This is a genomic window from Methylobacterium litchii (assembly GCF_038442315.1).
In the GTDB taxonomy this organism is placed as follows: domain Bacteria; phylum Pseudomonadota; class Alphaproteobacteria; order Rhizobiales; family Beijerinckiaceae; genus Methylobacterium; species Methylobacterium litchii.
Genome location: NZ_JBBXMY010000021.1, coordinates 1 through 15,325 on the forward strand (window position 1 = coordinate 1; position 15,325 = coordinate 15,325).

The 15,325-nt window shown below is 63.1% G+C and carries 15 protein-coding genes and 1 pseudogene; 11 read left to right on the top strand and 5 right to left on the bottom strand.

What is annotated here, in order from left to right; genetic code table 11:
• Nucleotides 1–184: 184 nt before the first annotated feature.
• Nucleotides 185–412, bottom strand: coding sequence for a GDCCVxC domain-containing (seleno)protein (locus AAHF99_RS23845; protein WP_081497060.1), 228 nt, complete (start codon nt 410–412; stop codon nt 185–187).
• Between the two features lie 5 nt (nt 413–417).
• Nucleotides 418–870, bottom strand: a complete 453-nt coding sequence (locus AAHF99_RS27215; RefSeq protein ID WP_412759941.1) for a mercuric transporter MerT family protein — start codon at nt 868–870, stop codon at nt 418–420.
• A 29-nt stretch (nt 871–899) separates the two neighbouring features.
• Between AAHF99_RS27215 and AAHF99_RS23850 the strand changes: the two genes are divergently transcribed.
• The gene (locus tag AAHF99_RS23850) at nt 900–1,313 is read left to right on the top strand and encodes a MerR family transcriptional regulator (protein ID WP_342166886.1); all 414 of its coding nucleotides are present in this window, start codon (nt 900–902) and stop codon (nt 1,311–1,313) included.
• A 276-nt stretch (nt 1,314–1,589) separates the two neighbouring features.
• Here AAHF99_RS23850 and AAHF99_RS23855 read toward each other — a convergent pair whose 3' ends face one another.
• Nucleotides 1,590–2,255 carry an ArsR/SmtB family transcription factor gene (locus tag AAHF99_RS23855; RefSeq protein ID WP_007568919.1) on the bottom strand — a complete coding sequence of 222 codons (666 nt, stop codon included), beginning with the start codon at nt 2,253–2,255 and terminating at the stop codon, nt 1,590–1,592.
• Between the two features lie 116 nt (nt 2,256–2,371).
• On the opposite strand from AAHF99_RS23855, the gene AAHF99_RS23860 reads away from it, so the two are divergent.
• Genes AAHF99_RS23860 through AAHF99_RS23870 form a run of 3 tightly spaced genes read left to right on the top strand, consistent with a single transcriptional unit; the run spans nt 2,372 to nt 4,650 of the window.
• Nucleotides 2,372–2,998, top strand: coding sequence for a class I SAM-dependent methyltransferase (locus AAHF99_RS23860; protein ID WP_007568917.1), 627 nt, complete (start codon nt 2,372–2,374; stop codon nt 2,996–2,998).
• A gap of 5 nt (nt 2,999–3,003) precedes the next feature.
• Nucleotides 3,004–3,813, top strand: coding sequence for a nucleoside phosphorylase (locus tag AAHF99_RS23865; RefSeq protein WP_039904490.1), 810 nt, complete (start codon nt 3,004–3,006; stop codon nt 3,811–3,813).
• 30 nt (nt 3,814–3,843) lie between these two features.
• The gene (locus AAHF99_RS23870; RefSeq protein ID WP_342166887.1) at nt 3,844–4,650 is read left to right on the top strand and encodes a class I SAM-dependent methyltransferase; all 807 of its coding nucleotides are present in this window, start codon (nt 3,844–3,846) and stop codon (nt 4,648–4,650) included.
• Between the two features lie 539 nt (nt 4,651–5,189).
• Here the strand turns inward: AAHF99_RS23870 and AAHF99_RS23875 are convergent.
• Complete coding sequence (locus tag AAHF99_RS23875) at nt 5,190–6,887, bottom strand: methyl-accepting chemotaxis protein (RefSeq protein WP_342166888.1); 1,698 nt, start codon at nt 6,885–6,887, stop codon at nt 5,190–5,192.
• A gap of 193 nt (nt 6,888–7,080) precedes the next feature.
• The gene (locus AAHF99_RS23880) at nt 7,081–9,459 is read right to left on the bottom strand and encodes an EAL domain-containing protein (RefSeq protein ID WP_342166889.1); all 2,379 of its coding nucleotides are present in this window, start codon (nt 9,457–9,459) and stop codon (nt 7,081–7,083) included.
• Between the two features lie 482 nt (nt 9,460–9,941).
• Between AAHF99_RS23880 and AAHF99_RS23885 the strand changes: the two genes are divergently transcribed.
• From AAHF99_RS23885 to AAHF99_RS23915, 7 genes and pseudogenes are all read left to right on the top strand, one after another.
• Nucleotides 9,942–11,057 (top strand): YeiH family protein, encoded by a 1,116-nt coding sequence (locus tag AAHF99_RS23885; RefSeq protein ID WP_342166890.1) that lies wholly within the window; start codon nt 9,942–9,944, stop codon nt 11,055–11,057.
• 596 nt (nt 11,058–11,653) lie between these two features.
• Nucleotides 11,654–12,304 (top strand): thioredoxin domain-containing protein, encoded by a 651-nt coding sequence (locus AAHF99_RS23890; protein ID WP_342166922.1) that lies wholly within the window; start codon nt 11,654–11,656, stop codon nt 12,302–12,304.
• 103 nt (nt 12,305–12,407) lie between these two features.
• Nucleotides 12,408–12,623: pseudogene (locus AAHF99_RS23895) on the top strand (hypothetical protein); the annotation flags it as partial.
• A 129-nt stretch (nt 12,624–12,752) separates the two neighbouring features.
• Nucleotides 12,753–12,878 carry a hypothetical protein gene (locus AAHF99_RS23900; RefSeq protein ID WP_342166891.1) on the top strand — a complete coding sequence of 42 codons (126 nt, stop codon included), beginning with the start codon at nt 12,753–12,755 and terminating at the stop codon, nt 12,876–12,878.
• Nucleotides 12,879–12,918: 40 nt separating this feature from the next.
• Nucleotides 12,919–13,716 carry a thiosulfate dehydrogenase gene (tetH, locus tag AAHF99_RS23905; RefSeq protein WP_342166892.1) on the top strand — a complete coding sequence of 266 codons (798 nt, stop codon included), beginning with the start codon at nt 12,919–12,921 and terminating at the stop codon, nt 13,714–13,716.
• Between the two features lie 10 nt (nt 13,717–13,726).
• On the top strand, nt 13,727–14,701 hold the full coding sequence (locus AAHF99_RS23910; RefSeq protein ID WP_342166893.1) for a molybdate ABC transporter substrate-binding protein: 975 nt from the start codon (nt 13,727–13,729) through the stop codon (nt 14,699–14,701).
• Nucleotides 14,702–14,711: 10 nt separating this feature from the next.
• On the top strand, nt 14,712–15,017 hold the full coding sequence (locus AAHF99_RS23915) for a LysR family transcriptional regulator (protein ID WP_342166894.1): 306 nt from the start codon (nt 14,712–14,714) through the stop codon (nt 15,015–15,017).
• Nucleotides 15,018–15,325 lie beyond the last annotated feature (308 nt).

Below are 15,325 nucleotides of genomic sequence, written 5' to 3' on the forward strand. Positions count from 1 at the left end.
GGACGAACATGAGACCTGCCGATCGGTTCAATTAGGATAGGTATCATGATGGCGGTTCGCTTTGAATGGTCAAGCTGATTATATGAGACCGCTTACCGTCCAGTTCGATTGAGGCATACCCAAATCGAACCATGAGGATCGACTGCCTCGGGTGGGCAGCAGCTATGTTCGGTTGGGTTGGTCGCTATGATTCCGAGCAGCAGCGCGCAGGTTGTCCGCTCTCACGGGCCTCTTGGATCGGCGGACAGGGTACGTCGCCGAAGGAACAGAAGACGCAGCAGTCGCCTGCATTCGGGCGCAGGAGCGCACCGCATCCGGTGCACTCGTAGAAGAACTGGCATGCGTCGGTCGGCATCGTTTCCGTCGCCTGATGGCCGCAGCGGGGGCATGTGAGAGTGGACTGAAGCTGCATCCGCTTCACCGCATGGCCCTGAGCACCGCGGGCTCAAGGTAGGGTTCCCATACAAGCGCCAAGGCAACCAGCGCCGTCCCCATCCCGAGCAAGACAGCCGTGCGCCGTGATGGTCCGGTGCTGGCATATGGACCAGCCATGGCGCAGGCCGTTGCCCGGCGGCGGAAGAACAGCGCCCAGCCCACAAGGAGGGCCAGAGCGGCCCCGCCGAGCAGGAGCGGCCGTATGCTCGCCAACATCGTCAACCCGCCGAACACAGCCCCCGTCGCGCCGAGACCGGCGAGCGCCATCGGCAGGGCGCAGCAGGATGATGCCGCAAGCGCCCCCAGCCCGGCGACCGTGCCCAGCCCGGCAAACCAGCTCCCCGCAGGAACCGGCAGGCTGTCCCGCGGACGTGGGGCGGATCTCGCAGAGGCCGCTATGGATGGTGTGTCGGTCATGATCGTGCCACTCTGCATCCCGTAGCCACTACGGGATCAAGAGGAAAATGGTCACGGGTCCGCGCGGCCTCTCCATCGGGCAGCTTGCGGCGGCAGCCGGGGTCAATCTGGAGACGGTCCGCTACTACGAGCGCATCGGGCTCATGCCACCGCCTGCCCGCACCGGAGGCGGTCACCGGGCCTACGATCCGGCCCACGTCCAGCGCTTGGCGTTCATCCGTCACGCTCGCGCGTTGGGTTTCGGGATCGAGGATATCCGGGCCTTGCTGACGTTGGCCGCGCCCGGTCACCGATCCTGTGCCGAGGTCCGGGACATTGCCAGTGCGCACCTATCCGAGGTCCGCACCAAACTCGCCCATCTCGCACGGCTTGAGAGCATCCTGAGCAACACGATCGACCAGTGCAGCGGTACGCCGACGCCTGCCTGCCCGGTCCTCGATATGCTCGATGCTCCGATGTGATAGCGCAACCCTTTTGAAGGTCCGAATTAGGTTAGAGCAGCCGAGAATAGCGGTCCGTTAAAGGCGCATCCATAACGAACCGATGGTGCGAGTTGCGATCCGCATACCCTAATCGAGCCGTTTTGAGCGCACCCTTTTGCGCGATCGGGACTGTGTTCTGTCAAAGGCTTGTCGGGCAGGCTGCAACCGCGCGAAACCGTACCATTTTGCGCGATCAATATGTTGTGCTGGTCGCATAACGGATGCAGCGGACCGTAAGAGCCAGGACTAGAAGCGTTATGCGGCCTCAACCGGTAGCCCAGCAGCCTTCCACTCCGGAAAACCGTCCTCCAGCCGGTGCACCGTGAAGCCGCGCGCGCGGAGGACCGCGACCGTCTCGAACGACAGAACGCAGTACGGCCCCCGGCAGTAGGCAACCACCTCACGATCCGGCGGCAGCTCGTTTAATCGCTGCTCCAGTTCCGGCCAGGGGATGTTGAGCGCGCGCGGCAAATGCCCCAACCGGAACTCGCTTTCCGGGCGCACATCCAGCACCGTTACCAGCTCGCTTTCCAGGCGCTCGGTCAACTCGGACCGGGAGACCGGCTCCATCGCATCGCGGGCGCGGAAGTAGGCGGTCATCACCCGCTCGACCTCCGCCATATTGCGCTCGCCAACCTGGCTGAGAGCTTTCAGCAACGCGATCACCTCACCTTCCCCAGCCAGGCGGTAGAGCACACGCTTGCCGTCGCGGCGCGTCGCGACCAGGGAGGCCCGCCGCAGGATTTGCAGGTGCCGAGAGGCGTTGGCGAACGTCAGCGAGGCCCTTGCGGCCAACTCCTCCACGCTGCGCTCGCCCTGGCCCAGGTGCTCTAGGAGTTCCAATCGGTTCGCGTGACCGAGCGCCTGCGCGATTTCGGCCAGGCTGGCGAAGATCGCCTGTTTCGGTCCCACACTTGACACGACACCTCTCAACGTCAGAACATTCAGCATAACGATTGAATGAGTTTGAGCCTCTCAAGGGAGGAGGACAAGTCTATGAGGAAGCAACGCATTTTGCGAGCCGGATGGTAGCCGCCATGGACGCGGAGGACCGTCGCACTCATTGGCAACGCACCTACACCGCCAAGGGCGAGCGCGAGGTAAGCTGGTTTCAGGACAGCCCCCAGCCGTCTCTCGACCTTATCACGCAGGCTGCTGCCTCTCCGGAAGCCGCCATCGTGGACCTGGGCGGGGGGGCGTCATGCCTCGCGGACGCCCTCTTGGAGCGCGGCTTTCAAAACATCACCGTAGTTGACCTGTCCGAAGCAGCCCTGACCGCTGCAAAGGCGCGAATGGGCGAGGCGGCCGGGCGTATCTGCTGGATCGCCGCCGACGTGACCACTTGGGAGCCACCGCAGACCTATGACGTGTGGCACGACCGGGCGACGTTCCATTTTCTAGTCGAGGAGGTCGACCGGGTGGCGTACCTGTCCCGCCTGCGGCGCTTTCTCAAACCCGGAGGGCACGCCGTTATGGCGACTTTCGTGCCGGACGGACCGGAGCGGTGCAGCGGCCTGCCGGTAGCGCGCTACGACGCCGACAGCCTCGCCCGAACCCTGGGCCCCGCGTTCGTGCCCGTAAGCGCTCAGCAGCACACCCACACCACCCCTTGGGGTGCGCTGCAGCAGTTCCAGTTCAGCGTGTTCCGGCACGTCTCCGCATGAATGGCATGAGCAATCACAACCTCCGCGCCCTCCCGCCGATCCTGCGCGACAAGCACCCCAAGGCCGCGTCCGCATTCACGCCGCAAAACCTCCTACGCGAGGCGCGCCGCCAGAAAGACCTTCCCGATACCCCCGTACCCGAGGTCTGCATCCTCGACCCGGACGGCGATATGGTCCGCTACCTGCGCGCCACCGGCCGCGCCCGGCCCGTTGATGGGTGGGCCTGCTATCATAGCGAGATGGACTGCTTCGAGCAGGGCGGGCGCGAGTACGGCATCATCGGCTGTGCCGTTGGCGCGTCCTATGCTGTTCTGGTGGCGGAGCAGATGTTCGCCTCAGGCTGCCGCCTGCTCGTCAGCATCACCTCGTCCGGGCAGATCACCGCCTTGCGGCCCCCGCCGTATTTCATCCTGATCGAGCGGGCGTTGCGCGACGAGGGCACCAGCTACCACTACTTGCCGGCCGATGATTACGCCGAAGCCGATCCGACCCTGATGGCGGCGATCAGTCCAGCCTTGGCAAACGTAGGGGAGCCGGTCGAGCGCGGGGCGACCTGGACCACCGATGCGCCCTACCGCGAGACCGCCGAGGCGATCACCGCTGCGCGAGCGGCGGGCATCCTGGCGGTCGAAATGGAGGCGGCAGCGCTCTACGCCTTCGCCCAGGCGCGTGCGAAGGCCGTGCTGTGCTTCGCGCACGTCACCAACCAGATGGGCCAGGCCGGGGATTTCGAGAAAGGCGAGGCTAACGGAGCCACCGCTTCCCTCGCCCTGGTTCATGCCGTCGCGGACGCTTGGCTGTACGCCGAGCGATAGCGCGCCGGTTCCTCACATCCGGAGGCTACCGTGAGCAGTATCCAGCCCCACAACGAGAAGCCGGCCGGCGTCTGGAACTCCGGCGGCGGACGTTATGACGAGATCAGCCGGGGCATCGCCGACAGCATCGAGCATTGCGTGCTGCGTCTCGACCCCAAGCCCGGTGAAAAGATCCTTGACCTGGCGACCGGCACCGGCTGGACCTCGCGCCTGGTCGCCAAGCGCGGGGCTCAGGTGATCGGCGCGGACATCAGCGCCGACCTGATCGCGTTTGCGACCCAGCGTGCCACAGAGGAAGGGCTATCCATCACCTATCAGACCGGCGACGCTGAGAAGCTGCCTTTTGCGGACGGCGAGTTCGATGCGGTGATTTCCACCTGTGGTGTGATGTTCGCCAGCCGCCCGGAGGCCGCAGCAGCTGAGCTGGCACGGGTCTGCCGCAAGGGCGGGCGCATCGCGCTTACCACCTGGCTCTCGGACAGCAACCTGTTCAAGATGTTCATGGTGATGAAGCCCTACATGTCACCGCCGCCCACTCCGGCCCCGCCCTCGCCATTCGAGTGGGGCCGCACGGAGCGGATCGAGGAGCTGTTAGGCAGGGATTTCGACCTCGCTTTCGAAAAGGGCGTGTCGTTCTACCGGGAACCGAACGCCGAGGCGGCGTGGGAGACGTTCTCCAACGGCTACGGCCCGACCAAGGCCCTCGCCGTCAGCCTGGACGAGAGTCGCCGCGCGGAACTGCGCCGAGATTTCATCGCCTTCCATAAGGGGTTCTCAACCCCGCTTGGAATTTGCGTGCCCCGTGAATATTGGGTCACGCGCGGCGTCCGGCGCTAAGGAGAACCAGGTGCCCGCCCGCAAGCCAATGCAACGGTGCCGAAGCTCTCGCCCGAGCCCGGTTTATCGAGGCGCGAGGTCCTAAGCGATCATAAGCACCAGCGACCCTTCGGCTTGCGAAAAATGGTTCGGTTTCGACAGCGGGGCCGAAGGCCGACCGTCATGCCTTCTTTCGGTTGGCTGTGCTGGCGAACCTCGGTCGGAGAAAGGCGTACCCATAGCGAACCGAAAGCGCTGGTTTCCACCTGCATACCTAAATAGAACCGGCGTTTTGACCCTATAGAATGAAAACGGCCCGACTCCTTTCGCGATGAAGGATCGTGATAGCTGCCATCGACAATCTGACGGCTCTCCTTCGAAAGAGGGGCGAGAAGCGAGAATGTGTAGCGGACAGATTTGCCTACCTAGATAATCTTTACCGCAACGCACTTCGACAAGCTTTCCAGGACGGACCGTTTATCCGCCCTGTAACACCCCCAGCTTGGCAGGCATCGGGCCGCTGATCGCGATGTACATCCAGATTTCGCGTGCATCTCAGTTCAAGCCGCACGTACGGTCGCTAGAAAATGGCCCACTTCGGACGCCAGATGCTCGGACTGGCGGGACAGCTCTGAGGCGGCATCGAGCATTTGGTTGGCAGCTGCACCCGTCTCTTCGGCCGCCCCGGCGACGCCGGCGATGTTGCTCGTCACTTCGCTAGTGCCCATCGCCGCTTGGCTGACGTTACGAACGATCTCCTGAGTCGCCGCACCCTGCTCCTCGACCGCCGCCGCAATCGAGGTCGCGACGCTGTTGATCTCGCGGATGCGCGAGGCGATGCCGCCGATGGCTGTGACCGCCTGTGCTGTCGCGCCCTGGATCTGGCCGATCTGCTGACTGATCTCTTCCGTCGCTCTCGCCGTCTGCGCCGCCAATTGCTTGACCTCGGTCGCGACCACTGCAAAGCCCCGACCTGCCTCGCCTGCGCGCGCCGCTTCGATCGTAGCGTTCAGGGCGAGCAGGTTAGTCTGCCCGGCAATCATCGAGATCAGGCCGATGACATCGCCGATGCGTCCCGCCGCTCGACTTAGCGTATCGACAAGCGCCGCTGTCTCATCCGCCTGGGCGACGGCAGTCTGCGCCAACGAAGCAGAGCCGGCGACTTGGCGGCTGATTTCCTGCACCGACGCACCCAATTCCTCAGCTGCGACCGCCACCGTACCGACATTCGTCCCTGCTTCTTCCGCCGCCGCCGCGACACTGGTCGACTGGGCCGCTGTTTCAGTCGCCGTCGCAGTCATGGTCTGAGCGGTCGCCTGCAGTTCTGTCGCAGAGGAGGACACCATGCCGACGATACCTCCGACCGCCGCCTCGAACCCGTCCGCGAGTTCGATCATGGTACGCCGCCGCTCGATCGCCGCCGCCTCGTCTGCCCGACGCTTGATCTCGGCTTCCTCGGCCGCCTTGCGCGTGACCATTTCCTTGATGCCCTCGACGGCTCTGCCGACGGCGCCAATCTCGTCGCCGCGATGGGCCTCCTCGATCGTGGCGCCGATTTCACCGTGGGCCATGCGCTGCAGAACCGCGACGAGATTACCGAGCGGCCGTGTCAAACCGAACACGACGATCCCAAGCGCCAGCCCCAGAGCTGATAGCAGACCTACGACCGCTGCGGTGATAAGCAGGGTCGTCGCGCTCTGGGCATCCGCCTGAGCATCCAGCTTCGCCTGTCCCAGTTCCCGCTTGAGGCTTTCCATGATTGGCTGGACCGCGTCGCGCACCTTAGTACGGACCGGAGATGCCTCGATCAGCGCGATCTTCATAGCCGCATCGGCTTCATTTTTAAGGCCGGCGGCATTGGAGCGAGCGACGATGCTGTAATAATTATCGATAATGTTACGAAGATTTTGATTGCGATCACGCCGTTCTGGGCTATCCGCAAGTTCTGACAGCCTGTCGATCGCTTCGTATGTTTTAGTCACTGCGGCATCGAAACGGGTTTTATAACCATCCATCTCCGAGGAACGCGTTTCAAGGATAATATTACGATTTTGAACCGTCGCTTCGTTGATATTGAGCCGAACTGTCATCGCATTCTCTAGGCGCGCGGCCTGAATGTCGACGATCGATTGTGTTTGGGCGCTCAATGTCGCGAGAGTGGTTCTTGCATGCAGGACCAAGCCACCCGACACGATCGCGACAAGCACCAGCGGCACTGTGATTTTAGTGATGATTTTGGGGTCGCGGAGTAGATTCACGGTGCATCTCGGCTGCTGCGTAAGCAGCATCCCCGCCTAAATATCTCTAATATTTCTTAAATCAGGCAATCACGATGGTGTCATTCAGTCCGAGCGAAGATGCCATACATCATGAGGCGTATCCGGCAGCCCTTGCTGTACCGCCAAGTTGCTGATCGTTCATCGACATTTTGGACAGCTTAGGCCTTGGCGATCATGCCGAGAGTGCAATCAACGCCTTTGGTGGCTCCAGTCGCTCGGGCCGTCCAACCAAGTAGCCCTGGATGGCATCGCAACCGATCTCACGCATGAGTTGTAGCTGTGATGTCGTCTCCACGCCCTCGGCCTGGATCGCGACGTTCATCGTGCGCGCGATATGAGTGATACCTTCCAACACCGCCATCGAGTGTCGATCCGTCTCTGCGGTCGCCACGAAGGAACGATCTACCTTGATCCGATCGAGCGGCAAATCACGCAGATGCGCGAGCGACGAGTAGCCCGTGCCGAAGTCGTCCATCGCCACCGTCACGCCGAGGCGACGAATGGCGGCCAGCATGGTGGCGATCTGAGGCCCGTCCTCGACGATCGCTGTCTCCGTCAGTTCGATCTCTAGCCGTCGGGCGGACAACCCGCTCTGCGCCAATGCCTGCGTCAGGTCGGACAGGAGGAGAGGAGAGCGAAACTGTACCGGCGAGACGTTGACCGCCACGTAGAGGTTGCCCGGTAGCTGCACTGCCTGTCGGCAGGCTTCCTGCAGAACCCATGCGCCGATCGACACGATCTGACCGGTCTCCTCCGCCAAAGGAATGAACCGGGCGGGGGAGACCATGCCGAGCGTCGGATGGGTCCAGCGGATCAACGCCTCGTAGCCGATGATCCGATCGTCGGCGAGCGCGATCACCGGCTGGTAGGCCAAATGCATCTCGCCGCGCTCGATAGCAGTGCGCATGTCGGTTTCGAGTTGAACCCGTTCGGCAACAGTTTCCAGCATACCGGGGGTGTAGCAGCTGGTCCTGCCCCGCCCCTGACGCTTCGACTCGTAGAGTGCGATGTCGGAGAACTGCATCAGCTCGCCTGCATCGCGCGCATCGTCCGTGCAGCACACACCGATGCTGCAACCGATCGATATCCTGATCTGGTCGATCTGGAACGGGGCACTGAGTGCCGCAATCACTTGGCTAGCGACCGCCATGGTCTCTTCCTGGTCGCCGTAGACGAGCATCGCCATCTCGTCGCCACCGAGGCGCGCTACGAAGCCGTGCGGACCCGCGACCTCGTTCAGCCTACCGGCTACCTGGACCAGCAGCTGATCACCGGTCGCGTGCCCGTAGGTGTCATTGACCTGCTTGAACCGATCGAGGTCGATCAGGAGCAGCTTGAAGCGCTGCTTTGGGAAGAAGTCACGTTCCATCCGTGCGGTTAGAGCGCGCCGATTGGCTAACTTGGTTAGGGGATCGCAGAAGGCGAGTTCCGCGATCCGGCGTTGGGATTCACGGTCCTTGGTGACGTCATCGAAGGTGATGACCGTGCCACCTTCCGCGATCGGGCGGATCTCGACTTCCATGATCCGGCCGTCGTCCATGAGGTAGTCGATCAGTGTAAAGCTCTCGATCCCGCGCCACTCGTTCAAACGCATGCGTGCCTGTTGACGCCGTTCCGCGGTCCAGTCATGACGATCGCCGACCAGTTCGATGATCTCGTCCGAGTTCAGGCCGGACAAATCGGTATCGGCCGGGAAGCCGTAAATTTCGAGGTAGCGCCGATTGTAGAGGCGAACGCGGTCGGTCTCGTCAAGATACACCAAGCCGTTCGACATGTTGTCGAGGGCGGTCCGCAAGACGGCCGAATGGGCTTGCTCCTGCGCGTCGAAGCGTTGCGCCGTCAGGATCGTCAGGAAAGCGCCGAGGAATAGGACGCCAGCGGCGGCGGCTGTGAAAACGCTGAGTGTTATGTTCTCGTGCGGACCGCCAACGTATCCGGCAACGTGTTGCAGCGTCGTGCCGGCAATGGCGACGAAGTGGGTTCCGCCGACGGCCAGGGTGAAGAGAGCGCAAACCGCACGGTTGGTTGCCAAGCGTGGCGGGAGACCACAAGCCAGCGCGAGGCCGCAGGCCCCGATACAAGCGGCTAGGCCGCTTATGAGCGGGGAGTGTGTCTGCACGCATCCTTCCACCGCCGCCATGCCGGTGTAATGCATGCCGCCGATACCAAGACCGGCTACCGCACCAATGGTGGTGCGGACACGCCGCGACTTAAACAGCGGCGTCAGCGCCAGCGGCAGGCCTACGATTAGGACTGCAACAAGCGCCGAGAAGGTCGTGGTGTCGCCGGCAAAGCCTAGCAGCATGTCGGGCCTATAGCCCAGCATGGCGATAAAATGGGTCGTCCAGACGCCAAGCCCGGCCACGATCGCCGTTCCCGCCAGCCAACGGTACTGGTGGACTGGGCTGGCCTCTCTGGTCCGATGCATCAAGGCACCCACCAGCCATCCAGCCACGAGGCAGATAACGACGGCCGTAAAGATAAACCCGAGGGAATGGTCGGCGGCGAGCTGAATGGCACCGTAAATCATCGTCTGCCTATAGGCGAACATCTCTCAAGGCAGCATGAAAGAAGACGATGAAGGGACGGTTCAAACCACCGGCTTGGCGCCCTTACGACAGCGCCAGGGAACATCGACTGAAGAAAGTTGAGCCGAGATGAGCTCAAGATTTCGTGATCGTATTGTTTGAACGAAAAGTCCGCTTCCGCGAGGGGCGGCCAGCGGAAGAAAAAAACGCTTACGAGGCGCTGCACAATTTGAGGCCTACATCGTAGCAATAATTGCGCGGTACAATTATTACAAGCCAAAAAATTAACATCTTTCTTGATCCGACCATTGGCATGTCAGAACTAATGCGGGGGGTTCTCGGTGCCATTTCTTATCTTACCACCATCGGAAGCGTCGCCGGATCGAGGCGAACTCGAACACGACAGAGTATTCATCGAATCAAACGAACAGAATGATCTCATTAATGAGTTGGACTGATTGCTCGTCGGGATGGGAGGTAGGCCGCAGACGAAAGGCCAAAATTCATGTCCGCCGCCCCATCACTCGTCTCGTCAAAAGTTCACAACTCCTCTGTCGGACAGCAATTCGTGGGATGGATCCGCCGTGTGGGACCTGGCCTGCTGCTCTGTCTCGTCGTCACGGGCATCGCGATCGGGCTCGAGTATGTCGAGACCGATCTGCTTGGCCGGGCTTGGCTCGAGGCTTTGGTGCTGGCTATCCTCCTCGGTACGGCTATCCGCACCATTTGGACGCCCTCATCACGTTGGCGATACGGCATCGCCTTCTCGGCCAAGACGCTCCTCGAAATCGCCGTCGTGCTCCTCGGCGCGTCCTTGAGCGTTGGCACCATCGTCGCGGCCGGCCCGGCCCTACTAATCGGCATCGCTGCCGTTGTGGCGATAGCGATTGCAGTCAGCTACGGCCTCGGTAGAGCTTTCGGCCTTCCGCGTCGCATGGCGGTGCTGGTGGCCTGTGGTAACTCGATCTGCGGCAACTCAGCCATCGCCGCCGTCGCCCCTGTAATTGGCGCGGACAGCGAAGATGTGGCGGCCTCGATCGCCTTTACCGCCGTGCTCGGCGTACTCGTGGTGCTCGGCCTGCCCATCCTCGTTCCACTGCTGCACTTAACGAACATGCAGTACGGCGTGCTCGCCGGCCTGACAGTCTATGCGGTGCCGCAGGTGCTGGCCGCCACTGCTTCTGTGGCTGCGCTCAGCGTGCAGATCGGCACGCTCGTCAAGCTTGTGCGCGTGCTGATGCTCGGCCCCGTAGTTCTCATGCTGTCCATGCTGGCAAGCCGGCTGCGCGAGGAGACCGATGAACCTGCCCCCGATGTCACGGCGGGCGACCGGCCGGCGCCGGGCCGCGTCGCGATCCACCGCTTGGTTCCCTGGTTCATCCTCGCCTTCCTGGGCATGGCAGGCCTACGCTCTCTTGGCCTGATCCCACAGGTCATGCTCGTCCCGATCGCCACAGTGGCCACCATGCTTACCATCGTCTCGATGGCGGCGCTGGGCCTCGGTGTCGACGTGAGGGTCGTGGCCCAGGCCGGTGGGCGGGTCACAGCTGCAGTCACGCTCTCCCTGTTGGCTTTGGCCGCGATCAGCCTCTGCCTGATCCATCTGATAGGTATCACGTGAGCCAGACCGTTAGATCCGATACCCGTAGTGCCGGGGGAGCAATCGCATCCTCGAACCGCTTCAAGTATCCCTTTCCCTCACCGCCGCCGCGGTGGCCATCACAGGCGGCAGTCTGTTGTTCAAGCACGACCTGGGCTACCTGCCCAGCTAGCTATGCCTGATCGAGCTCCAGCCCTACTAGACGGCAATGCTCGTAGCAGCTGGAGCAACGATCCTACCCCGCATACGCCTCTAGCTGCCGAGCGCGGTACTACTCGTGTTCCTGCTAAAGACATGTCTCGGTATCTACCACGCACGCGCGGAACAGGGGCATGGCCCGACGCCGCCGATTGCATTGGATCTGGAGACCCTGTCGCAATGCCAGTATACGTACTTCTACAATATCGATCGAATGCCAATCGTCAGCTTCACCGAGGCAGCGTGGCTCTTCCTCGACTTTTCAATGGCTGGCTGAAACGCTGTGCTTTTACTAGGCTTTAGCATAACTCGCCTCGTATGACCGGCGCATGACAGCCGATAGCGCTATTAAAATCTGTGACAACAACCATCGCTATTGTAGAAAGATGATTATGATGAAAATCTTTGGGGATTCTATGATGATGTCTCGACGGGATGCCATGCGGATCGGCGGTTTTGCCCTGAGTGCGACGGTGACGCTGCCTCAGCTGGCAGGCCTCGCTCAAGCTGCGACCCCCTCCGTACCATTGGCAGACCTGATGCGACCGGGGCCGCTTAACGACCTATGGCTCGGTCCTGAAACTGCAAAGTGCACCATCATCGAGTATGCCTCGCTGACGTGTTCTCACTGCGCCCAATACCATACTGAGACCTGGCCGAAGCTCAAGGAGCAGTACGTCGACAAAGGCCTCGTGCGTTTCACCTTACGCGACTTTCCGCTTGATCCACTTGCAACTGCAGGCTCCATGCTGGCACGAGCCGATAATGGAGTCAGATACTATCCAGTTAGCAATCTGCTCTTTGAGCATCAGCGTGACTGGGCCTTTGTAGACAAGCCACTCGACGCGTTACAGGTTATGATGCGCCAAGCCGGCTTTTCACAAGCGAAGTTCGAAGCGACGCTGAAAGATCAGAGCCTTTACGAGGCAGTCAACACCGCGAAAGACCGAGCTTACAAAACTTTCAAAGTCGACTCGACGCCATTTTTTTTCATCAACGGCGCCCCACTGCCGGGTGCTCTTTCGTTTGCTGATTTGGAAAAGATCATCAAACCAATTATCGGCTCCTGAGACGAGCGCATGCCGAGTGATAAATGATCGAATGCTTGATTGAGATATTCACTGTCAGCCCTCGTAAAAGGGACTAGCAGGAATTTGGGTGAATGGTCCCGCCCTCCGTTCGGCCGGGCTAATCCCGCAGGCGGCGCTCCATCCGATCGCCGCGACCGCCGACGTGCTCACCATCGTCTCGATGGCGGCGCTCGGGTTGGGCGTCGATGTGCGCAGCGTCGCGGGTGCCGGCGCCCGGGTGACGCTGGCGGTGGTCGCCTCGCTCGTCGCGCTGACCGCGGTTAGCCTCGGCCTGATCCGCATCCTCGGCATCGCCTGATCCGATTTATCGAAAATACAGAACGAAACGTGCTGAACAAACCGTTTTTCAGAACGCCAGGGGAAGTCCATCTTGAACCCAAGGCGGTCGGTCGAAGGAGCCGGGACCGCCGATCCGGAGGAGGGGGCCATGACCGAGCCGGCCATCATCGAGACCGCCGAGCAGGCCCGCGAGGGCGAGACCAGCGGGCACATGCGCTGGGTCTTCCTGTGGAGCCTCGTCTTGTCCATCGCGGCCATCGCCATCGCCGGCTGACCGCCGACGCCCCGATCCCGATCCAGCAGGAGGATACAACATGACGTTCAAGACCGGACGGCGCGGAGCGCTGCAGATTCTCGGCCTCGCCGCGGGAGCGGCGGGCGGCACGGCCCTCACGCCGGCGGCGGCCCGGGCCGCGAGCCCCGACAAGCCCCCCCTGGTCGAGGCCGGGGCGGGCGACTTGCGCGCCCTGATGGAGCGCCTCGCCAAGGCGCCGCGGCGGCGCGACTTCAAGACCGTGCCGATGATCCTCACCAAGCCCGAGGAGTGGGACCACGAGGCGCTCACGGAGGTGATGGCCTACAGACCCAAACCGAAGCAGGTCTGGGACAACACCGACATCGCCAGCCCCTGGCTCAACCTGATGCGCAACGCGCTGAACGCGCAGGTCTGGTCGTTCCGCCACCCGGACTTCCTCGCGGTCTCGGCGACCCACGGCACGGCCCACCTCGCGCTCTACGATCAGGAGACCTGGGACAAATACAAGCTCGCCGACCTCGCCGGGCCGAAGTTCAAGTCGAACACCCTGATCGTCGAGGGCAAGGCGGCCTCGGCCGACCCGAAGAACTTCGAGGATCCGGCCGGCGTGTTCTCGCCCGAGGACAACGCGATCCCGGTTCTGATGCGGCGCGGCGTGGTGTTCACCTCCTGTCACAACGCGATCTGGGAGGAGGCCGGCGGCCTGATCGCCAAGGGCGTCAACCCGGACAAGCTCAGCCACGAGGCGCTCGCGGCCGAGCTGACCAACCATCTCATCCCCGGCGTGATCCTCACGCCCGGCGCCGTCGGCACGCTGCCCGAGCTGCAGCAGGCCGGTTTTCACTACGCGAAGTGAGGAGGGCTCGATGCACCGTTTCCGCAAAGCGATGCTCGCCGGCTGCGCCGTCGCCCTCGCGCTGTCCTCCGCCGCGCGGGCCGAGGACGCGAAGGGCCCACCCGGCCCGTTCCCACCTTGGCAGCACGGCGACAACAACGACGCCACGCCCCGCGGTCTGCCGTTCACCGTGCCCGAGGTCGACGTGCTCGCCGACTTCCACGGCAGCCTCGACGACCCGAAGCTCGTGCTGTTCGTGGGCGGCAACTACTTCTTCGCGATGGCGCCGCTGGTGAAGGCGTTCGAGGCGAGCCACCCGGAGTACAAGGGTCGGATCTTCTGGGAGACGATCCCGCCGGGCCTGCTCGTCAAGCAGATCGAGGCGAGCGGTACCGTCACGGTCGGCAACATGACTTTCACGGTCAAGCCCGACGCCTATTTCGCCGGGCTCAAGAAGGTCGAGGCGCTGATCCACGAGGGTAAGCTCGTCGGGCCGGCGGTGCCCTACGTGACCAACACGCTGACCATCATGGTGCCCAAGGACAACCCGGCGGGCGTGAAGGGTCTGTCTGATCTCGGCAAGCCGGGCATCCGGCTCGCGATGCCCAACCCCGAGTTCGAGGGCATCGCGCGGCAGATCAAGATGTCGCTGGCCAAGGCGGGCGGGAAGGATCTGGAGACAGCGGTCTACGACACCAAGGTCAAGGACGGCTCGACGATCCTCACGCATATCCACCATCGCCAAACGCCGCTGTTCCTGATGCAGGGCCGCGCACAGGCCGGCGTGACGTGGCAGTCCGAGGCGCTGTTCCAGCAGCAGGTCGGCAATCCCATCGGCCACGTCGACATCCCGGACGCGGACAACGCCACGGCCGTCTACGCCGGCGCCGCGGTGAAGGGGGCGGCCCATCCCGAAGCGGCCAAGGCGTGGCTCGCCTTCATCCGGTCTCCCGACGCCCTGCAGATCTTCGAGCGGTACGGCTTCAAGCCGTACCGCGGCGGTTGAGGAGGCGGCGATGGGAGGCAGGATCATGACCCTGCACCAGCTTCGCGTCTTCGTGGCGGTGGCCGAGCGGGAGCACCTGACGCAGGCCGCGGCGGCGCTGCACGCGGCACCCTCCGCCGTCAGCGCCTCGATCGCCGCTTTGGAGACCGAGTACGGGCTGTCGCTGTTCGAGCGAGCCGGGCGCGGCCTGCGCTTGACGCCTCACGGCACGGTGATGCTGGAGGAAGCCCGCGGGGTGCTGACGCGGGCCGACGCCGCTCGGGCGCGTCTCGCGACGCTGCGGACCGGGGCGGGCACAGGGGAGGCGTCGCCGTGAGCGGCACGCCGCGCCCGAGCCGACCCGGCGGATCGGCGGCCGTGCGGCCAACCGCAGGTGTACGGCCAGCCCGGACACTACCGGTGCCACGCGGCGATCACGTTCAGACAGGACCGACAACTGATGATCGGCACACCGTGCTCGTTCCACCGTGTGCGACGGACCTTATGGTTGTCGCTCGCGGCCTCGGCGCTCGCTGTCCCGGCACCGACGATGGCGGCACCGGCCTGCTCCCCGGTTTATCGGACGGTGGGGGCGGCCTGCCGGTCGATCCCCGGCAGAGCCGACCTGGATCGCCGGACGGAAAC